16 protein-coding genes are annotated in these 20,714 nt (G+C 45.8%); 13 read left to right on the top strand and 3 right to left on the bottom strand.

Going from position 1 to position 20,714, the window contains the following annotated elements:
• Nucleotides 1-1,548 (top strand): threonine ammonia-lyase, biosynthetic, encoded by a 1,548-nt coding sequence (gene ilvA, locus XPG1_RS15820; protein ID WP_045960115.1) that lies wholly within the window; start codon nucleotides 1-3, stop codon nucleotides 1,546-1,548.
• Nucleotides 1,549-1,662: 114 nt separating this feature from the next.
• Here the strand turns inward: ilvA and ilvY are convergent, their stop codons facing one another.
• On the bottom strand, nucleotides 1,663-2,544 hold the full coding sequence (ilvY, locus tag XPG1_RS15815) for an HTH-type transcriptional activator IlvY (protein ID WP_045960114.1): 882 nt from the start codon (nucleotides 2,542-2,544) through the stop codon (nucleotides 1,663-1,665).
• Nucleotides 2,545-2,700: 156 nt separating this feature from the next.
• Between ilvY and ilvC the strand changes: the two genes are divergently transcribed.
• Together ilvC and rep are read left to right on the top strand one after the other, a co-directional pair.
• Complete coding sequence (ilvC, locus tag XPG1_RS15810; protein WP_045960113.1) at nucleotides 2,701-4,179, top strand: ketol-acid reductoisomerase; 1,479 nt, start codon at nucleotides 2,701-2,703, stop codon at nucleotides 4,177-4,179.
• A gap of 215 nt (nucleotides 4,180-4,394) precedes the next feature.
• Nucleotides 4,395-6,425, top strand: coding sequence for a DNA helicase Rep (rep, locus tag XPG1_RS15805; RefSeq protein WP_045960112.1), 2,031 nt, complete (start codon nucleotides 4,395-4,397; stop codon nucleotides 6,423-6,425).
• A 19-nt stretch (nucleotides 6,426-6,444) separates the two neighbouring features.
• Here the strand turns inward: rep and gppA are convergent, their stop codons facing one another.
• Nucleotides 6,445-7,944, bottom strand: a complete 1,500-nt coding sequence (gppA, locus tag XPG1_RS15800) for a guanosine-5'-triphosphate,3'-diphosphate diphosphatase (protein ID WP_045960111.1) — start codon at nucleotides 7,942-7,944, stop codon at nucleotides 6,445-6,447.
• A 92-nt stretch (nucleotides 7,945-8,036) separates the two neighbouring features.
• Nucleotides 8,037-9,320: an ATP-dependent RNA helicase RhlB gene (rhlB, locus tag XPG1_RS15795; protein WP_045960844.1), complete on the bottom strand. Its 1,284-nt coding sequence runs from the start codon at nucleotides 9,318-9,320 to the stop codon at nucleotides 8,037-8,039.
• 121 nt (nucleotides 9,321-9,441) lie between these two features.
• Here rhlB and trxA point away from each other — a divergent pair, with 121 nt between their 5' ends.
• The 10 genes from trxA to rffA all read left to right on the top strand — a co-directional run bounded on the left by trxA (nucleotide 9,442) and on the right by rffA (nucleotide 20,713).
• Entirely contained in the window at nucleotides 9,442-9,768 is a 327-nt protein-coding gene (gene trxA / locus XPG1_RS15790; protein ID WP_045960110.1) for a thioredoxin TrxA, read from the top strand.
• A gap of 891 nt (nucleotides 9,769-10,659) precedes the next feature.
• A complete protein-coding gene (gene rho / locus XPG1_RS15785) occupies nucleotides 10,660-11,919 on the top strand; it encodes a transcription termination factor Rho (RefSeq protein ID WP_010845326.1) in 1,260 nt (419 codons plus the stop codon).
• Nucleotides 11,920-12,258: 339 nt separating this feature from the next.
• Entirely contained in the window at nucleotides 12,259-13,347 is a 1,089-nt protein-coding gene (wecA, locus tag XPG1_RS15780; protein WP_045960109.1) for a UDP-N-acetylglucosamine--undecaprenyl-phosphate N-acetylglucosaminephosphotransferase, read from the top strand.
• Nucleotides 13,348-13,377: 30 nt separating this feature from the next.
• Entirely contained in the window at nucleotides 13,378-14,448 is a 1,071-nt protein-coding gene (gene wzzE, locus XPG1_RS15775) for an ECA polysaccharide chain length modulation protein (RefSeq protein ID WP_045960108.1), read from the top strand.
• 79 nt (nucleotides 14,449-14,527) lie between these two features.
• Nucleotides 14,528-15,658, top strand: a complete 1,131-nt coding sequence (gene wecB, locus XPG1_RS15770) for a non-hydrolyzing UDP-N-acetylglucosamine 2-epimerase (RefSeq protein WP_045960107.1) — start codon at nucleotides 14,528-14,530, stop codon at nucleotides 15,656-15,658.
• On the top strand, nucleotides 15,655-16,917 hold the full coding sequence (gene wecC, locus XPG1_RS15765; protein ID WP_045960106.1) for a UDP-N-acetyl-D-mannosamine dehydrogenase: 1,263 nt from the start codon (nucleotides 15,655-15,657) through the stop codon (nucleotides 16,915-16,917). The genes wecB and wecC overlap by 4 nt, the downstream gene beginning before the upstream one ends.
• Nucleotides 16,914-17,999, top strand: coding sequence for a dTDP-glucose 4,6-dehydratase (gene rffG / locus XPG1_RS15760; RefSeq protein WP_045960105.1), 1,086 nt, complete (start codon nucleotides 16,914-16,916; stop codon nucleotides 17,997-17,999). Before wecC ends, rffG begins: the two co-directional genes overlap by 4 nt.
• Before the next feature lie 18 nt (nucleotides 18,000-18,017).
• Nucleotides 18,018-18,899 (top strand): glucose-1-phosphate thymidylyltransferase RfbA, encoded by an 882-nt coding sequence (gene rfbA, locus XPG1_RS15755; protein WP_045960104.1) that lies wholly within the window; start codon nucleotides 18,018-18,020, stop codon nucleotides 18,897-18,899.
• A complete protein-coding gene (gene rffC / locus XPG1_RS15750; RefSeq protein ID WP_045960103.1) occupies nucleotides 18,877-19,596 on the top strand; it encodes a dTDP-4-amino-4,6-dideoxy-D-galactose acyltransferase in 720 nt (239 codons plus the stop codon). The genes rfbA and rffC overlap by 23 nt, the downstream gene beginning before the upstream one ends.
• Nucleotides 19,583-20,713 carry a dTDP-4-amino-4,6-dideoxygalactose transaminase gene (rffA, locus tag XPG1_RS15745; RefSeq protein ID WP_045960102.1) on the top strand — a complete coding sequence of 377 codons (1,131 nt, stop codon included), beginning with the start codon at nucleotides 19,583-19,585 and terminating at the stop codon, nucleotides 20,711-20,713. The genes rffC and rffA overlap by 14 nt, the downstream gene beginning before the upstream one ends.
• Nucleotide 20,714 lies beyond the last annotated feature (1 nt).

Here is a 20,714-nt window from a genome sequence, read left to right as displayed (position 1 = left end):
GTGGCGGTTTATTCTCTTAATACTGAACCCAACGGGGCGGAATATCTTAAGGCTGCATTAAGTGCACCGGTTTATGATGTTGCCCAAGTGACCCCTTTACAGGAAATGAAAAAAATTTCTGCTCGTTTAGGCAATACGATTTTGGTTAAACGGGAAGATCGCCAGTTAGTGCATAGTTTTAAATTGCGTGGTGCGTACGCGATGATTGCGGGTTTGACAGACGAGCAGAAAAAGAGAGGCGTGATCACGGCTTCTGCAGGTAATCATGCGCAAGGGGTTGCATTATCGGCCAGTAAAGTGGGTGTCAAATCGACGATTGTGATGCCGACAGCGACAGCGGATATTAAAGTCGATGCCGTTCGCAATTTTGGTGGCGAAGTGCTATTGCATGGTGCGAATTTCGATGAAGCGAAAGCAAAAGCTATCGAGATGGCAAAAGAGCACGCTTATACCTTTGTGCCACCCTTTGATCATCCTGTGGTGATTGCCGGTCAGGCTACATTAGCGATGGAACTGTTACAGCAAGATGTCCATCTTGATCGCATCTTTGTCCCGGTGGGCGGCGGTGGATTGATTGCGGGGGTTGCCGTACTCATTAAACAGCTTGTCCCTGAAATGAAAGTCATCGGGGTGGAAGCTGAAGATTCTGCGTGTTTGAACGCTGCGTTGAAGGCGGGTCATCCGGTCGATTTACCAAGAGTGGGATTATTTGCGGAAGGTGTGGCAGTTAAACGCATTGGCGATGAAACATTTCGATTATGTCAACAATATGTCGATGATGTCATTACGGTAGACAGTGATGCTATTTGTGCTGCCGTGAAAGATATCTTTGAAGATGTCAGGGCGATTGCAGAACCTTCCGGCGCCCTGGCTCTGGCTGGGTTGAAGAAATATATCCAGCAGCATCAGATCCAAGGAGAACGATTAGCGCATATTCTTTCTGGTGCCAATGTGAATTTTCACGGTTTGCGTTACGTTTCAGAGCGCTGTGAGCTAGGGGAACAACGTGAAGCTTTATTGGCGGTAACGATTCCTGAACAAAAAGGGAGTTTCTTGCAGTTTTGCCAGACATTGGGTTCGCGTGTCGTCACTGAATTCAGCTATCGTTATTCAGATGCGACAGATCCAAACCAAGCCTGTATTTTTGTTGGTATCAGATTGAATCGGGGAAATGCCGAACGTCGAGAAATCATTGAAGAATTAAAGGTATCGGGTTATCAAGTCACCGATTTTACTGATGATGAAATGGCTAAACTACATGTGCGTTACATGATTGGGGGCAGGCCATCTAAGCCATTGCAGGAGCGGTTGTTTAGCTTTGCGTTTCCTGAATCGCCGGGCGCTTTACTGAAATTTTTGCAAACATTGGGGGCGTATTGGAATATCACGCTGTTTCATTATCGTAGTCATGGCATGGATTATGGACGTGTATTGGCTGCTTTTGAACTGTCAGAGCCGGAAGTGCGTTTTGATCGTCATTTAGATGCGTTGGGCTATGAATATCATGATGAAACCAATAATCCTTCATTTAAATTATTTTTGACATAATCAATAGCCCCCTTTATGGGGGTATTTTGCTGGCTTTATGCTTTGTGTCGATGCCTAAAAATATTCTGAGTTGGTTTTTAGCATGATCTATTTCAGAAGATAGTGATGACCCGCTTATAAAAGCGCCCAAAATGCTTTAATTAATGGTTCATTTAAGCGCTTACTCAATGCACAGACACCTAATTCAAATGGCTCGACCAGTGAAACATTGTCTAGCAGTGAAATGCGGTTACGTACAGGTTCAGGGCTATTTTCGACCACAACCGCAGGGATTAAGGCAATTCCACAACCTAATGCTACCATTGAAACAATCGCTTCATGACCAGAAACGGTTGCATAGATCATGGGATGCAAGATCTTATGGCGTCGAAACCAACATTCAATGCGTTTGCGGGAGGGGCCGTGCTCAGGCAGAATAAAAGGGATGTTATTCCAGTCGGGGGAGTTCTGGATAGCGAGGGTTCTCACCGTGCAAGGCAGTGAGGGCGCAATGAGTACTAACGGCACTTCGCCTATTTTGGTAAAGCGAATATTATCAGGTAGTTTCTCTGGTTTGCCGGCAATGCCCAAATCTGCTGCATCAGACTGAACTTTATCAACCGCATCGGCAGCATCGCCGGTTGTCAGTTTGATTTCCACCAAAGGGTGCTCTGCCCGAAATTTATCCAAAACTTGTGGTAGATGGCTATACGCCGCCGTGACCGAGCAGAATAGCCGCAACTCTCCCGTCAATGATGGGCTTTGGTGGTTTAATGAATGCTGTAGCTGCTTATATTGCAGCAGCGTTTGTTGCGCAAATTGTTTGAGTTGTTCACCGGCAGAAGTCAATTTTACGGTTCGGTTATCTCGCAGAAAAAGTGCTTGCCCCAACGATGCTTCCAGACGCTGAATTTGGCGTGAAAGCGTGGATGGGCTGACGTGCATGGCTTTGGCTGAACGCCCAAAGTGACAACTTTCAGCAAGGTGTAAAAACAGTTTTAAATCACGTAGATCCATCGTTTATAGCCTTTTCACTGGCGGAATTGCGCCGGGAGAACGTGTGTTGCATAAACTGCAAGATAGTCTTGTTAATATATCAATTTAAGCAATGGCTTGCATGGCCTATATTGTCTCTATGCAAACAACCTCACATCTCATTATATCGGAGTCACCATGGCTAATTATTTTGATACGTTGAACTTGCGTCAGCAGTTGGCGCAGTTGGGCAAATGTCGTTTTATGGCACGGGAAGAATTTGCTGACGAAGCAGGGTATTTAAAAGGCAAAAAGGTGGTGATTATTGGTTGTGGTGCGCAAGGGCTAAACCAGGGCCTCAATATGCGCGACTCCGGTTTAGAGATTACCTATGCGCTACGCAAAGAAGCCATTGATGAAAAACGGCCGTCATGGCGCAAGGCGACCGAAAATGGTTTCAAGGTCGGTACTTATGAAGAGCTTATTCCACAAGCCGATTTGGTTATCAACCTGACACCAGACAAACAGCATTCAGCGGTGGTTAAGGCCGTTCAACCGTTGATGAAAGAAGGCGCTGCGCTAGGCTATTCCCACGGTTTCAATATTGTCGAAGTGGGTGAACAGATACGTAAAGACATTACCGTTGTAATGGTTGCGCCTAAGTGTCCGGGGACGGAAGTTCGTGAAGAGTATAAGCGTGGATTCGGTGTGCCTACCCTGATTGCTGTACATCCAGAAAATGATGTAAAAGGTGAAGGGATGGCGATTGCGAAAGCATGGGCGGCCGCCACAGGAGGGCATCGGGCTGGCGTGCTGGAATCTTCTTTCGTGGCAGAAGTTAAATCTGACCTGATGGGAGAACAGACGATTTTATGTGGCATGTTACAGGCGGGCTCTCTGTTGTGCTATGATCAATTGGTGGCTGATGGCACTGAACCGGGGTATGCCGGAAAACTCATCCAGTTTGGTTGGGAAACGATCACTGAGGCACTGAAGCAGGGCGGGATTACCTTAATGATGGATCGCCTTTCTAATCCAGCAAAATTGCGGGCGTATGCCTTATCTGAACAACTGAAAACCCTGCTGACTCCGTTGTTCCAGAAACATATGGATGACATCATTTCGGGTGAATTCTCCTCCACAATGATGGCGGATTGGGCGAATAACGATAAAAATCTGCTGACCTGGCGTGCAGAAACTGGCAATACCCCCTTTGAGAATTATCCAAACTATACGGGGCACATCAGTGAGCAGGAATATTTCGATCATGGTGTATTAATGGTTGCAATGGTCAAGGCAGGGGTTGAGCTAGCATTCGAAACAATGATAGATACCGGCATTATTGAAGAATCAGCTTATTATGAATCGTTGCATGAGCTGCCTCTGATTGCGAATACCATTGCTCGCAAGCGTCTGTATGAGATGAACGTGGTCATTTCTGATACGGCGGAATATGGTAACTACCTGTTCTCTTATGTTGCCGTCCCGCTGTTGCAAGAGACGTTTATGGCGACGCTCCAGGCTGGAGATTTAGGCAAAGCCGTTGCAGATCGTTGTGTCGATAATGCGCAGTTACGTGATGTCAATGAAGCAATCCGTAACCATCCGATTGAAATAATCGGTCGTACTCTGCGTGGCTATATGATGGATATGAAACGCATTGCTGTCGGTGGCTAATATCATGCTTATCCTGCCCGAGATTATTTTGTCGGGCAGGAACACGTTTACTCCTTAGCGTCAATACTGAGTTGAGTCAGTTAGCTACCTTGAAGTTCTTCTTAATCGTATCTTGTCATGGTTCACTGAGACAAAGAAAAGCGCTTGGTCAGCCTGACTTTCTGCTACAATTCTAATCCCCCGATCTTTCATCCTGATATAGCTTTCGAAACAGTATGCGTTTAAATCCAAGCCAACAACACGCGGTTGAATTTGTAACAGGGCCTTGTCTGGTACTGGCAGGTGCTGGCTCCGGCAAAACCCGTGTGATAACGAATAAAATCGCTCATCTGATCCGTACTTGTGGTTATCAGGCACGCCATATTGCCGCCGTGACCTTTACCAATAAGGCCGCACGTGAGATGAAAGAGCGTGTTGCACAGACCTTGGGTCGCAAGGAAACTCGCGGATTAATGATTTCGACTTTCCATACTCTGGGGCTGGAGATCGTCAAACGTGAATATCAGGCACTGGGAATGAAAAGTAATTTTTCACTGTTTGATGATCAAGACCAGCTGACTTTGTTAAAAGATCTGACAGAAGATTTGTTGGAAGAAGACAAGGATTTGCTCCAAAAATTAATTTCGAGCATTTCTAACTGGAAGAATGACTTAATGTCACCTGCGCAGGTGATGGGGATGGCTCGTTCAGCGCAGGAACACCAGTTTGCGGAGTGCTACCGCCGCTATGACCTGCATCTAACCAGTTGTAATGTCCTTGATTTTGATGATCTGATTACTAAACCAACATTGCTGTTAATGCGCGATGAAGAAGTCAGGGAACGTTGGCAGAATAAAATTCGTTACTTGCTGGTGGATGAGTATCAGGATACCAATACCAGTCAGTACCAACTGGTGAAATTGTTAGTGGGTAATCGCGCACGTTTCACGGTGGTTGGCGACGATGATCAGTCGATTTATTCATGGCGTGGTGCTCGGCCACAGAACTTGATCCTATTGAAAGACGATTTCCCGCAATTGAATGTCATTAAGCTGGAACAGAATTACCGTTCATCAGGGCGGATCTTGAAAGCGGCGAATATTCTGATAGCCAACAATCCTCATGTTTTTGAGAAAAAACTCTTTTCAGCGTTGGGATATGGTGAATTGCTCAACGTGATTGAAGCAAATAACGAAGATCACGAAGCGGAGCGCGTTGTGGGGGAGTTGATTGCTCACCATTTTATCAATAAAACGGAATATAAAGATTACGCTATTTTATATCGTGGTAATCACCAATCTCGTATCTTCGAAAAAATGTTGATACAAAACCGTATTCCTTACCGGGTGACGGGAGGAACCTCCTTCTTTTCCCGGCCGGAGATCAAAGATCTACTCGCGTATTTGCGTGTTTTGACCAACCCTGAGGATGACAGTGCTTTTTTGCGTATCGTTAATACCCCCCGGCGAGAGATTGGTGCCGTCACAATCCAAAAATTGGGCGAGTGGGCGAGTCAGCGTAACAAGAGCTTGTATCAGGCCAGTTTTGATCTCGGGTTAGAACAATATTTAACCGGGCGAGGTCTGGCCGCATTGCAACGCTTTACTCATTGGATGGATGGAATCTTTCGTCAGGCGCAACGAGAACCCTTACTGGCAGTGCGAGACTTACTGCGGGGTATAGATTACGAAAGTTGGTTATATGAAACGTCCCCTAGCCCAAAAGCGGCTGAAATGAGAATGAAGAATGTTAATCAGCTCTTCACTTGGATGAGTGAAATGCTTGAGGGGAATGATTTGAATGAGCCAATGACGCTTTCCCAGATTGTGGCGCGTTTTACGTTGCGGGATATGCTGGAAAGAGGCGAGGAAGATGAGCAGTTAGATCAGGTTCAATTGATGACGCTACACGCGTCCAAAGGACTGGAATTTCCTTATGTTTTCCTGGTGGGTATGGAAGAAGGTTTGTTACCACATCAGAGCAGTATTGATGAAAACAATATTGAGGAAGAGCGCCGTTTGGCTTATGTAGGAATTACTCGTGCGCAAAGAGCACTTTTTTTCACTCTCAGCAAAGAACGTCGTCAGTTTGGTGAATTGATTCGTCCACAACCGAGCCGATTTTTGCTTGAACTGCCGCAAGATGATTTGCATTGGCCGCAAGGTAAGCGAGTGATCAGTGCGGAAGAAAGGATGATACAGGGGCAATCGCGCCTTGCCGACATTAAATCCCGTTTAGGCATTGGGCAGAAAATTGGCAATAAATAGTACGATAAGCCCCTCTCCATCAACGATTATGTTGTTCTTTAAAGAACAACAGCCATTGGACGTAGCTTTGCCACTTCATTTCTTGCTGTAATGCTTCCGCCCTGAGCGGATGCTTTATCTGCCATTGATGGGGAAGAGTGATAAAAAGCGTTTCATTTTCCACCTGTAATCGCAAAACGGGTAAAGTAGTATCCCGTCGGCAGCTGGCGAAAACAATTGCCAGGCGTAATAAGCGGCATAACCGTTGTGCTTGCAATGGCTGCACGGCATTTTGCTGGTTGAGTGAAGCTAAATCCACGGGACCGCTTTGGTTTTTCAACAAGGTCGCCAGCAGTCGTTTTTGGGCAGGAGTATAACCCGGTAGATCTAAGTGGCTGATTAAATAAGCAGAATGTGCTGGCCCCTGACGAAAATCAATAAACAGGCCTATTTCATGGAGTAAACATGCACCCGCCAGTAACTCACGACAGCGTTCGTCCAGTTTCCATGGTCTGGCCACTTGCTGGAAAAAATTTTCTGCTAACTGTTTGACATGTTGTGCCTGTTCCATATCCAGTTGAAATCGTTGCTGAATGCTGCGCAGGGTGCTTGCACGGATATCTTGTTCAATCGGTAAATCCAGCATTCCGTAAATCAAACCTTCACGTAGTGCACCCCCTGCCAATATCATGCTTTCGATATTCAGGGCTTGAAAAATGGCAATTAAGATGGCTAATCCACTTGGAAAAACCAATGCGCGCTCCAACGTCAGCCCATCGATTTCTAGCTCTTCCAACTTGCTGCATTCCATCGCCTGAAGTTTGAGCTGCTGGAGCTTAGGGAGGGTGATTAGCTCATCCATACCTTGGGCAATCATAATTTCTTGTAAGGCTTGTACTGTGCCGGAAGCACCCACACAAATTTCCCAGCCTTGTTCAAGCAGCTTAGGAGTGACAGTGCGGAGAATATCATGTGCGGCCGCCTCTGCGTGGGCAAAGTTTTCCTCTGTCAAGCTGCGATCATTGAAATAACGTTCCAGCCAGGTAACACAGCCCATTTCAAGGCTGAATAGCTGATTTGCCTTGGCACCGATACCGGTGACCAATTCGGTACTGGCGCCACCAATATCGACGACAAGTCGATTGTCTGACCCGCCTGTCGTGTGAGCAACACCTTGATAAATGAGCTGAGCTTCTTCTTCGCCGCAGATCACATTGACAGGGGCGTTTAATATCTCTGAGGCGCTTCTGACAAATTCTCCTGAGTTTTCTGCGAGTCTCAATGTTGCTGTAGCAACAACGCGGATCTGCGTAGCAGGAATACCCTGCAAGTATTCGGAGAATAGGTGCAAACACTGCCACCCTCGTTCCATTGCTTGTTGTGATAAGCGGTTATTGTTATCCAACCCAGCCGCCAGCCTGACTTTGCGTTTGATGCGGGTGACGACTTGAACGCTGCCGGATATTTCACGGACAACCAGCATATGAAAACTGTTTGAGCCTAAATCGATGGCCGCATAAAGCGAAGAAGCACTCAGCATAGTATTTATTCCAGCTTGTGGTGTTTCAGCGTCGTGTTTTATTTCAACATGACGTTATTTCAATATTGAACTATTTTCAGTGTTACATCATGTTAGTTGGTGCGCTTACGGTTGCGCGTGGCATTGCCACGGCGCGGCATGCTGGTACGCCGAGGATGAGCGCCAGAGCGAGTGCGATTATGGCGCTTAGGCACTGGCAGGTCATTTAGCAATGCATCACTGTCATACTTGCTGACCGGTATCTGATGCTGGATATATTCTTCAATGGCCGGTAAGTTCAGCGCATACTCTTCACACGCCAGACTGATAGAATGGCCGCTTTCTCCGGCACGACCTGTCCGGCCAATTCGGTGAACATAATCTTCACAGTCATCCGGTAGATCATAGTTAAATACATGTGTCACTAAGGGGATATGTAGCCCACGAGCAGCAACATCGGTGGCAACCAGAATGTCCAGATTCCCCTGGCTGAATTCTTCAAGAATACGCAGGCGTTTTTTCTGGGCAACATCACCCGTGAGTAAGCCAACGCGGTGACCATCAGCCGCCAAATGAGCCCAGATATCTTCGCAGCGGTGTTTGGTATTGGCAAAAATGATACAGCGATCCGGCCACTCTTCTTCCAGCAGGGTCTGTAGCAGACGCATTTTCTCTTCATTTGAAGGATAAAACAGCTCTTCCTGGATTCGGTGTCCTGTTTTTTGCAGGGGTTCTACTTCCACATACTCAGGATTATTCATCTGTTCAAAAGCCAGCTCACGCACCCGATAAGACAGCGTTGCGGAAAACAGTAAATTCATTCTCTCTGTGGCAGCCGGTAGTCGGCGAAATAACCAGCGAATATCTTTGATAAAGCCCAGGTCATACATGCGGTCAGCCTCATCAAGCACGACAACTTGAATGGCGCCAAGATGGACATGACCCTGTTTTGTATAATCGATGAGACGTCCTGTCGTACCAACCACGATATCGACGCCGGCTTCTAATACTTTAAGCTGTTTATCATAACCATCACCGCCATAGGCAAGGCCCATTTTCAAGCCGGTGATTTCTGCTAACTCTTCTGCATCAGAATATATTTGAACCGCCAATTCACGGGTCGGGGCCATAATCAGCGCTCTTGGCTGATTGATTTTACGTTCTTTTGCAGCAGGATAAGTTAACAAATAATTAAAAGTAGACGCCAGAAATGCCAGCGTTTTGCCCGTTCCGGTTTGTGCTTGCCCCGCAACATCTCGGCCTTCGACAGTAAAAGGCAATGTTAGCGCCTGTATCGGCGTGCAGTTTGAAAACCCATTTTTATCCAGGGCTTCTAATACTTTGGGGTGCAATGTGAAGTCGGAAAACTTCTTTTCTGTCAAATGTGTTTTGCTCATAGTCATGGTAGAATATCAGTTAACTATTGCTTTAAGAAAGTGTATCCGCTGAAATAAAGACACCTTGATGTTGGTTAATGTACACTGACACTGTAAATGATTTTACTTTTGGAGCAAAAAAATGAGTGAAAATATTATCCATCTAACTGATGCTGGTTTTGAGAATGATGTTCTGAAAGCGGAAAGTATGGTTCTCGTTGAGTTTTGGGCTGAATGGTGTGGTCCTTGTAAAATGATTGCCCCTATTCTGAATGAAATTGCCACAGAATACGAAGGAAAACTGACAATTGCCAAGCTGAACGTTGATGATAACCCTGCGACCGCCCCAGAGTACGGTATTCGTGGTATTCCAACCTTGATTCTGTTTAAAGGTGGTGAAAAGGTTGCGGTAAAAGTGGGGGCTTTGTCAAAAACTCAACTGAAAGAGTTTTTGGAACCACATCTCTAATTTAGAATTGGATCACAGTAATTACGGGCGTTTAGCGTATAAAGTGATTTATCCCATTGACCGCTAGACGTCCGCTACGAAGCATGGTAAGTTAGCGGCTACGTGCTTGTATGAAGCTTTGCTTGAGCGAATTTTTATTCTAAAGGGGTATTGATATTTATTGATACAATGAGGATAAAGAGTTGACATTAAGCATGTTGCATACTAAACAATCTGTAGTGTCTGATAAATCTGTTATCTCTGTGTCACCTGAAGTATCTGATGATATATCGCATTTGGTAAAATTTCTGAGACTATATACGAGTCATCCGGTATATAGCTTAGTATACTCGTGGCATCCTGGTGTTAAATACCGTTAAAGCAGCGTGTTTTCATCCGAGACGTTTTTTATGTTGAACCCCCTGCAGTTAAGTGCTTAGTGTGGTCTTTGCCAACAGTTTTTTGTTAAAAAAATGTTTGCTTAAAACATGCTTATGCTAAATATCGTTTATGTTAAACGGATTGGCGCTAAACGTGAATGCTAAGATGGCATCAATTCTATAGCCCTATACTGTGGTTACATTATCAAATGGTATTGACATTATAAAGGGTGATAACATATGGCACGTGAATAGCCAGAAGGTAGTTATCAACAGTACCCATACCGAGATAAAGTTTACGTCGAGATAGTTCTTTGATTGAAATTAACCTTGTTTCTCTATTATCTCAGTGACGTTTTGACGGATTGTCAGCCCTATTTTGCAATTAATCTGAGTACTTCAAACTATTGCCTTGTAATTTAAGTTAGAAGGTCTTATTCGTTTCTGGTACAAATAAACAGGCATCGATAATGCTGCCATACCATTCACGTTCATAGTTCGAGATATACCCCGAGTTAAAGAACCCACCATTATGAATCTTACCGAATTAAAGAATACGCCGGTATCTGAGTTGATTACTCTCGGCGAAAATATGGGGCTGGAAAACCTGGCTCGTATGCGTAAGCAGGACATCATTTTCTCTATTCTCAAACAGCATGCGAAAAGTGGAGAGGATATTTTCGGCGATGGTGTGCTGGAGATATTGCAGGATGGATTTGGTTTCCTCCGTTCCGCAGACAGTTCTTACCTTGCAGGCCCCGATGATATCTACGTTTCTCCTAGCCAAATCCGCCGTTTTAACCTCCGTACCGGTGACACCATTTCAGGTAAAATCCGCCCACCCAAAGAGGGTGAACGCTATTTTGCTCTGCTGAAAGTTAATGAAGTTAACTTCGATAAGCCTGAAAATGCTCGCAGTAAGATCCTGTTTGAAAACTTAACTCCACTTCATGCCAACAACCGCTTGCGCATGGAACGCGGTAATGGATCGACTGAAGATTTGACGGCTCGCGTTCTGGATCTGGCTGCGCCAATTGGTCGTGGTCAGCGTGGCCTGATTGTTGCACCACCCAAAGCGGGTAAGACGATGTTACTACAGAATATTGCAGCTAACATTGCCCATAACTACCCTGATTGCGTTCTGATGGTGTTGCTGATTGATGAGCGTCCAGAAGAAGTCACCGAAATGCAGCGTTTGGTCAAAGGTGAGGTTATTGCTTCAACCTTTGATGAACCGGCTTCCCGCCACGTTCAGGTAGCCGAAATGGTTATCGAAAAAGCGAAGCGTTTGGTTGAACATAAGAAAGACGTTATTATCCTGCTGGATTCTATCACCCGCCTGGCTCGTGCCTATAACACCGTGGTTCCAGCTTCCGGCAAAGTGTTGACGGGGGGGGTAGATGCGAATGCGCTGCATCGTCCGAAACGTTTCTTTGGTGCTGCCCGTAACGTTGAAGAAGGCGGGAGTTTGACCATTATCGCGACTGCGTTGGTTGATACTGGCTCCAAGATGGATGAAGTTATTTACGAAGAATTTAAAGGTACAGGTAACATGGAATTACACCTGTCCCGTAAGATTGCTGAAAAACGTGTCTTCCCAGCGATTGATTACAACCGCTCAGGGACACGTAAAGAAGAGCTGCTCACGACACAGGATGAGCTACAGAAAATGTGGATCTTACGTAAGATCATTCATCCGATGGGTGAAATTGATGCGATGGAGTTCCTTATCAACAAACTGGCTATGACGAAGACAAACGAAGAATTTTTCGACTTTATGAAACGTTCATAGTTTTCTTTAGATTGATAATCCATAATAAAACCATATCTATTTTGCTGAAACGCCACATTTTTGTGGCGTTTTTTATAGGTATGCATTTTATGAAAGTTAACGTGTTTAGTTGATAGGTGGCACATATTTTGCATAAATTATGTGTAATTGGATGGATGCATTGCTAAGTCAATTTATTACGAACATTCCGCATGGACTCTGGCCAATATCTTCCATGTGTTGGGTTTTTATGTGTGGTAGTGCTCATTATTTTGTAAATACCAACTTATAGAGTCATCAGTATCTATAAGTTTATCAATAATAGATGGCCCATCGTTATTTTTGCAGAGAGTTGTTATTGTGAATATTTCCAGGATGAGCGCCGAAATTTTTTACGTATTTGTATTTTCATTCGCGTTTTTGTTTATCGCGCGTAAGGTCGCAAAAAATATCGGCTTGGTTGATAAGCCAAATTATCGCAAGTATCACCAAGGATTAATTCCGTTGGTCGGTGGTATCTCCTTGTTTTTTAGCATTTGTTTTGCATTTACACTCACAAAAGTGTTTATCCCACATAAATGGCCATATTTAGCTTGTGCTAGTGTATTGGTTTCTGTTGGTGTGCTGGATGATCGTTTTGATGTTAGTGTGAAGATTAGGGCAGTTGTCCAGGCTTTGGTTGGGATTAGCATGATGTATTTTGCTGGCTTGAAGCTTAATAGCTTGGGGCATACATTCGGCCCGTGGGAAATGTCATTGGGGCCGTTTAGCTATGTTGTGACCCTATTTGCTGTCTGGGCCGCTATCAATGCCTTCAATATGATGGATGGTATTGATGGTTTGTTGGGCGGCTTATCTTGTGTCTCTTTCGGTGCATTGGGCATCTTGTTATATGCAAGTGGCAATCTGGCACTGGCATTTTGGTGTTTTGCCTTTATCGCAGGGATTTTGCCTTACATCTTCCTTAATCTTGGCATATTAGGAAAACGTTTCAAGGTATTTATGGGGGATGCGGGGAGTACCTTAATCGGCTTTACGATTATTTGGTTATTGACTGAAGCGACGCAGGGGCAACATCCGGCAATTAGTCCTGTGACAGCGTTATGGATCATTGCTATCCCACTGATGGATATGGTCGCCATTATGTATCGTCGGTTGCGTAAGGGAATGAGTCCATTTTCCCCGGATCGTCAGCACCTTCATCATTTGATTATGCGTGCTGGATTTACCTCCCGTCAGGCATTTATCTTAATTACTTTGGCAGCGGCTTTATTGGCATCGGTTGGAATCATTGCTGAACGGTTAATTATCATTCCTGAATGGATGATGTTGGCATTATTTTTGCTTGCATTTATATTGTATGGCTATTGTATCAAACGCGCATGGCGGGTCGCCCGTTTTATCAAACGATGTAAGCGCCGTCTGCGTCGGGCATCAAGTCATCATTAAAAATATCGACTATCAAAGGGGTTTTGTGCAGTGATAAATTCAGAAACGAAATCTAAACAGGATCAACCTGCCGTAGAGCATGAACTGGATATTCGGGCACTATGTTATGCTTTGTGGTATGGAAAGATATGGATTATCGCACTGACAATCATTTTCGCTGCCGCCGCTTTAGGCGCCTCTTATCTGATGCAGCAGAAATGGAGCGCAACCGCTACAGTAGATTTACCAACAACTAATAACTTGGGGAGTTATTATTCGCAACAACAATTTTTGCGTAATTTAGATACCCATATCAATGCTTCGCCGGAGGGGCAATTACCGACCATTCCAGACGGAGCATACAACGAATTCATGACACAAGCCTCAGCGTATGATACCCGCCGTGAGTTTTGGCTGCAGTCTGATTACTACACGCAGCGCAAAGAAGGGAATGGCAAGGCGGATGCCGTCTTGTTGGAAGAATTGATTAACGATATTAAAATCACGCGTCATGAGGATCAAACGTCGTCAAATGGCAGTATTAAATTGATGGCAGAAACTGCGGCCGATGCAAATCGGCTTCTGCGTCAATATATTGCGTTTGCTAACCAACGCGCGGGCAGTCACCTGAACAATGAAATTAAGGGTGCATGGGCAACACGTACCCAGTCGATGAAAGCGCTGGTTAAACGTCAGGAGATCGTGGCACAGGCGATGTACCATCGTGAACTGAATGTCCTGCAACAATCGCTGAAAGTAGCGGAGAAACAGGGTATTCATCGCAATCAAACCGATACCCCTATCAAAGAACTCCCTGAATTCAGAATGTTTATGCTAGGCACGTCATTGTTGCAAGCTCAAATCGAAACATTGAAAGCGATAGGCCCGGATTACAGCACGGATTATGATCAAAATATTGCAATGTTGACGACATTGAATGTTGGCCCGACTTTGCAAGATTCTTTCCTGACTTACCGTTATCTCAGAACGCCGGAGGAACCGGTCACCCGAGATAGTCCCCGTCGTGCTTTCATGATGATTTTATGGGGCGCGGTTGGTTTGTTAGTGGGGGCTGGTGTTGCTTTGGTAAGGTATCCGCGCGCCGGTAGTCCGTGTAAATGACAGTATGTGAATAATCTCTCATTAACTATCTTCCTTTCCTGGAATTCACTGCAATGATTGACAAAATAAGAGAGTCACTGTGAAAGTGTTGACTGTGTTTGGTACTCGACCGGAAGCTATTAAGATGGCGCCGTTGGTACATGCGTTGGCGATGGATACTGCCTTTGAAGCAAAAGTGTGTGTCACCGCTCAGCATAGGGAAATGCTGGATCAGGTACTGCATCTGTTTGGGATAACGCCGGATTTTGATCTTAATATCATGCAAAAAGGGCAGGATCTGACGGATATCACATGCCGTATCCTGCAAGGCATCAAGCCGGTATTAGAAGAATTCAAACCCGATGTGGTGCTCGTGCATGGTGACACGACAACGACCATGGCAACGAGTCTGGCGGCGTTCTATCAACATATTCCGGTGGGGCATGTTGAAGCGGGATTGAGAACCGGCGATCTTTATTCTCCGTGGCCGGAAGAGGCCAACCGTAAGATTGCGGGACATTTGGCCATGTACCATTTTGCACCGACGGAAAACGCCCGAAACAACCTCTTAAAAGAATCCATGGCAGAAGGGCGTATTTTTGTCACGGGGAATACGGTGATTGATACGCTACTATCGGTACGTGATCGCATTGTAAATGATAAAGCCATGTGTGAGCAGTTTGCCAAGCTTTACCCTTTTCTTGACCCGAGTAAAAAAATGATTTTGGTGACGGGTCATCGCCGGGAAAGTTTTGGTAAAGGGTTTGAGCGCATTTGTGAAGCGTTAGCACAGATTGCCAAGGCACATCCTGATGTTCAGGTGGTTTATCCTGTTCATTTGAACCCAAATGTCAGTGAGCCGGCTAAGCGTATTTTGCATGATATTGATAACGTTATCCTGATCAAACCCCAAGATTATCTGCCATTTGTCTATTTGATGAATCACGCTTATTTGATCCTGACGGATTCCGGGGGCGTTCAGGAAGAGGCGCCTTCACTGGGAAAACCGGTTCTGGTCATGCGAAATACCACTGAACGACCGGAAGCTGTTGATGCAGGGACAGTGCGCTTGGTGGGAACAGAAACACAGACTATTGTTGCGGAAGTAACGCGGTTATTGACGGACGTTAACGCCTATCAGCAAATGAGTCATGCCCATAACCCTTATGGCGATGGGCAGGCTTGCCAGCGAATTCTGGATGCACTGAAAAAAAATCGGGTGATATTATGAGTTTTGAAACCATTTCTGTTATTGGTTTGGGTTATATTGGCTTACCCACTGCAGCGGCATTTGCTTCCCGCCAAAAGACGGTTATTGGTGTGGATGTGAATCAACACGCGGTAGAAACGATTAACCGTGGTTCGATTCATATCGTTGAACCGGATTTAGATGAGGTTGTGAAAGTTGCGGTAGACGCTGGTTTTTTGCGAGCCGTGACGGTTCCTCAAACTGCAGATGCTTTTTTGATTGCTGTGCCAACACCTTTTAAAGGAGAACATGAGCCCGATATGGCTTATGTGCGTTCTGCGGCGGAATCAATCGCTCCTGTCTTAAAAAAAGGTGATTTAGTTATTTTGGAATCGACCTCTCCCGTCGGGACGACGGAGCAGATGGCAGAATGGTTAGCTGCCGCCCGCCCTGACCTCACATTCCCCCAACAATCAGGGGAAAACGCAGATATCGATATCGCCTATTGCCCTGAGCGTGTTTTACCGGGACGGGTGATGGTAGAGCTGATCAAAAATGATCGCGTCGTGGGGGGAATGACAGCGCAATCTTCCCGCCGGGCAAGTGAACTGTATAAGATTTTCCTTGAAGGGGAATGTGTGACCACCAACGCCAAAACGGCGGAAATGTGCAAGCTGACAGAAAATAGTTTCCGTGATGTCAATATCGCTTTTGCTAATGAGCTTTCCTTGATTTGTGCCGAGCAGGGGATCAATGTGTGGGAACTGATTAGTCTGGCAAACCGCCATCCACGTGTAAACATTTTGCAGCCAGGCCCTGGTGTCGGGGGACACTGTATTGCCGTTGATCCGTGGTTCATCGTCTCTCAGAATCCTGAGCAGTCTCGTTTAATTCATACTGCGCGTTTGGTGAATGATGGCAAGCCGTTGTGGGTTGTGGATCAAGTGAAAGCTGCCGTTGCTGATTGCCTGGTAGCGAGTGGCAAACGTGCGTATGAGATTACCATTGCTTGTTTTGGCCTGGCTTTCAAACCGGATATTGATGACTTACGTGAAAGCCCTGCGGTGCATATTACCAACCTGATTGCACAATGGCATACGGGGCAAACCATCGCGGTGGAGCCAAATGTGCATGAGTTACCTGATTCATTGAAAAATAAGGTGCAATTGATGGAGACGAACCAGGCATTAGAAGAGGCTGACATTGTCTTGATGTTGGTGGATCATCGCCAGTTTAAAGCCATTAATGGTTCTACCATAAAACAAAAGTGGATTGTGGATACAAAAGGAGTTTGGCGTTGAAGCGTATTCTGATTACAGGCGGCGCCGGTTTTATCGGTTCTGCGGTTGTTCGTCATATTATTAACCAGACTGAAGACCGTGTTGTTGTTGTTGATAGCCTGACTTATGCCGGAAATCTAGAATCACTGGCTTCAGTGGCTAACCATCCCCGCTATGCATTTGAGCAGGTGGATATCTGCCAACGTGATGCCCTGGATCGCGTATTCCAGCAATATCAGCCGGATGCCGTGATGCATTTGGCGGCAGAAAGCCATGTTGACCGTTCGATTGACGGCCCGGCGGCATTTATCGAAACCAATATCATGGGAACTTATACTTTGTTGGAAGCAGCCCGTGCCTTTTGGTCACAGTTGGCTCAGGAACAACAGGCCACATTCCGTTTCCACCATATTTCAACCGATGAAGTGTATGGTGATTTACACGGAACAGAGAGCCTCTTTACTGAAACCACACCTTATGCACCAAGCAGCCCGTATTCCGCCTCGAAAGCATCCAGTGATCATCTGGTCAGAGCATGGCAGCGTACCTATGGTTTGCCGACAGTGATAACGAATTGTTCGAATAACTATGGGCCTTATCATTTTCCGGAAAAATTGATCCCGTTGATGATCCTTAACGCACTGGCGGGTAAACCCTTGCCAGTTTATGGCAAGGGCGAACAAATTCGTGACTGGTTGTATGTGGAAGATCATGCCCGGGCGTTATATTTAGTGGTTACCCAGGCAGAGCCGGGTAAAACCTACAATATCGGTGGTCATAATGAACGCCGAAATATTGAGGTTGTGGAAACGATTTGTGAATTGCTGGAAGCGTTTTGTGCGGAAAAATGGTGTCCTGAAAAGCCAGCGGGGATCTCACATTACCGAGACTTGATCACTTATGTCACTGATCGACCAGGGCACGATATGCGTTATGCCATTGATGCGACAAAAATTGAACGCGAACTGGGTTGGACACCTCAGGAAACATTTGAATCCGGTATTCGTAAAACCGTTCAATGGTATCTGGAAAATGAACATTGGTGGCGCAGAGTGCAAGATGGGTCTTATGCCGGGGAGCGTCTTGGGCTCGGCAATGAATAAGCCCGACAGGAGGAGCAGATGAAAGGCATTGTACTGGCTGGTGGTTCTGGTACGCGCTTGTACCCGATAACGCGTGGTGTATCAAAGCAATTATTGCCGATTTATGACAAGCCGATGATTTACTATCCGCTGTCAGTTTTAATGCTGTCAGGCATCCGCGATATCTTGATTATCTCCACGCCGGAGGATTTGCCTGCTTTTAAGCGATTGCTCGGCACTGGTGAACAATTTGGTATTCATCTTAGCTATGCAGCACAGCCCTCACCTGATGGTCTGGCACAAGCCTTTCTGATTGGGGAAGCGTTCATTGGTCATGATGATTGTTGTTTGGTATTGGGCGATAATATCTTTTTTGGTCAGGCATTTAGCCCGAAACTGCAAGCCGTCTCTGCCCGAAAAACCGGTGCGACAGTCTTCGGTTACCAAGTGATGGATCCGGAACGGTTTGGTGTCGTGGAATTTGATGAACAATATCGGGTACTGTCCATTGCAGAAAAGCCGGCACAGCCTAAATCCAATTGGGCGGTAACGGGCCTCTATTTCTACGATAACAAAGTCGTGGATTTTGCTAAACAAGTCACACCTTCTGCCCGTGGGGAACTGGAAATCACCAGCATCAATCAAATGTATCTGGCGTGCGGTGAATTGAATGTTGAATTATTAGGGCGTGGTTTTGCCTGGTTAGATACAGGTACCCACGACAGCCTGATTGAAGCCAGTACTTTTGTTCAGACCGTGGAAAAACGACAAGGCTTCAAAATTGCCTGTTTGGAAGAGATCGCATGGCGCAATAATTGGCTCAGTGCTGAGCAGTTAAAAGCGGCAACTGCGGATCTGGCGAAAACGGGTTATGGCAAATATCTTATGGATTTGCTCGATGTCTATTCACGCCAACCTTGAATCACTCGCCTGGGAGAGTCAGTTTTTTGGTTTGTCTACGGCACGCCTGAATTTTTCATCGGGATCAACCGCATTGACGGTGGCCGATTTGGATAAATATGCCTTGGTGCAAGCCAAGGTGGCGAGCCAACAAACGGCCATAATTGATGGGTTGTCTGCGTTGGGATTTTCTTTCGTTGAAGGTGAGATCGATTTACTGTTATCGATTGGATCGGAGGATATTCATCCTGAACAAGCACTCCTTTCTGCCAAAAAAGAAGATATCCCCGTATTGAAGGCAGTGGCTGCCCGTGTATTTACGGCCAGCCGTTTTCGCATTCCCTGGTATCAACCGGATGACAGTGGCCGATTCTATGCCGTTTGGGTTGAAAAAGCCGTTTTGGGTACGTTTGATCATGAATGCCTACTTCTCAATGATGAACATGATCAAATAGTGGGCTTTGTCACGCTAAGAGACTTGGGTAATCGTGAAGCCCGCATTGGTTTATTGGCTGCTGTACCGGGCAATCATCATCAAGGGATTGGGACAAAATTAATGTCGGCGGCGCAACAGTGGTGTCAGAATCACCAGATACAACGGTTGAGAGTGGCTACGCAAATCAGCAATACCACTGCCTTGCGTCTTTATACACGTCGTGGTGCCCTCATTGAAAGCACCGCATATTGGTTATATAGAGGACGAAATGATTCCATTTAACAAACCACCCGTAGTCGGCACTGAACTTGAATACATGCAACAGGCAATGGCTAGCGGTAAACTGTGTGGTGATGGCGAATTTACCCAACGGTGTGAAACATGGATGGCGCAGCGTTTTCACTGCCCGAAAGTCTTGTTGACCCCCTCTTGTACCGCTTCACTGGAAATGGCAGCCATATTGCTGGATATCCAGCCGGGTGACGAAGTCATCATGCCAAGTTATACCTTTGTTTCGACCGCCAATGCTTTTGTTTTGCGTGGTGCCACCATTGTTTTTGTGGATATCCGTCCTGATACCATGAACATTGATGAGAATAAAATTGAAGCGGCCATAACAGAGAAAACCCGCGTTATCGTACCAGTGCATTATGCCGGTGTGGCTTGTGAAATGGACACTATCATGGCATTGGCGAAAAAATATAACCTGTATGTCGTGGAAGATGCGGCACAGGGGGTGATGTCCACCTATAAGGGGCGCGCATTAGGTACAATTGGACATATTGGTTGTTTCAGCTTCCATGAAACGAAAAACTATTCGGCAGGTGGGGAAGGTGGGGCGACATTACTCAATGATAAGTCAATGATTTCCCGTGCTGAAATTATTCGGGAAAAGGGAACGAACCGCAGTCAGTTTTTCCGTGGGCAAGTGGATAAATACACCTGGCGTGATATCGGCTCCAGTTATCTGTTATCTGATCTGCAAGCGGCATACCTGTGGGGACAACTGGAACGTGCCGACGAAATTAACCAGCGTCGGCTGGCGTTATGGAATACCTATTATCGAGCGCTGAAACCGTTAGCTGATGCCGGGCATTTGTCTTTGCCCATTATCCCGGGAGATTTGGAACACAATGCTCACATGTTCTATATCAAGCTCAAAGAGGTAGAAGAACGCAGTGCATTCAACAGCTACATGAAAGCGCATGGTATCCTCAGTGTATTTCACTATGTGGCATTGCATACCAGCCCTGCGGGTAAGGAATTCGGCCGTTTCCACGACCAGGATCGTTTTACCACCCGAGAAAGTGACCGTTTAGTGCGTTTGCCGATGTTCTACAATATCACTGGTGCAGAACAGCAAATCGTTATCCAACGTATCAAAGAATTTTTTGCCTGAT

This window comes from Xenorhabdus poinarii G6 (assembly GCF_000968175.1).
In the GTDB taxonomy this organism is placed as follows: domain Bacteria; phylum Pseudomonadota; class Gammaproteobacteria; order Enterobacterales; family Enterobacteriaceae; genus Xenorhabdus; species Xenorhabdus poinarii.
Note: the sequence above shows the minus strand (reverse complement) of the source record. Positions and strands in the feature narration are given on the sequence as shown.

Bases quoted from the DNA above. Each gene is read 5' to 3' on its own strand.
- ilvY (WP_045960114.1), bottom strand. From the start codon at position 2,544: ATGGATCTACGTGATTTAAAACTGTTTTTACACCTTGCTGAAAGTTGT.
- ilvC (WP_045960113.1), top strand. From the start codon at position 2,701: ATGGCTAATTATTTTGATACGTTGAACTTGCGTCAGCAGTTGGCGCAG.
- rep (WP_045960112.1), top strand. From the start codon at position 4,395: ATGCGTTTAAATCCAAGCCAACAACACGCGGTTGAATTTGTAACAGGG.
- gppA (WP_045960111.1), bottom strand. From the start codon at position 7,944: ATGCTGAGTGCTTCTTCGCTTTATGCGGCCATCGATTTAGGCTCAAAC.
- rhlB (WP_045960844.1), bottom strand. From the start codon at position 9,320: ATGAGCAAAACACATTTGACAGAAAAGAAGTTTTCCGACTTCACATTG.
- trxA (WP_045960110.1), top strand. From the start codon at position 9,442: ATGAGTGAAAATATTATCCATCTAACTGATGCTGGTTTTGAGAATGAT.
- rho (WP_010845326.1), top strand. From the start codon at position 10,660: ATGAATCTTACCGAATTAAAGAATACGCCGGTATCTGAGTTGATTACT.
- wecC (WP_045960106.1), top strand. From the start codon at position 15,655: ATGAGTTTTGAAACCATTTCTGTTATTGGTTTGGGTTATATTGGCTTA.
- rfbA (WP_045960104.1), top strand. From the start codon at position 18,018: ATGAAAGGCATTGTACTGGCTGGTGGTTCTGGTACGCGCTTGTACCCG.
- rffC (WP_045960103.1), top strand. From the start codon at position 18,877: ATGTCTATTCACGCCAACCTTGAATCACTCGCCTGGGAGAGTCAGTTT.
- rffA (WP_045960102.1), top strand. From the start codon at position 19,583: ATGATTCCATTTAACAAACCACCCGTAGTCGGCACTGAACTTGAATAC.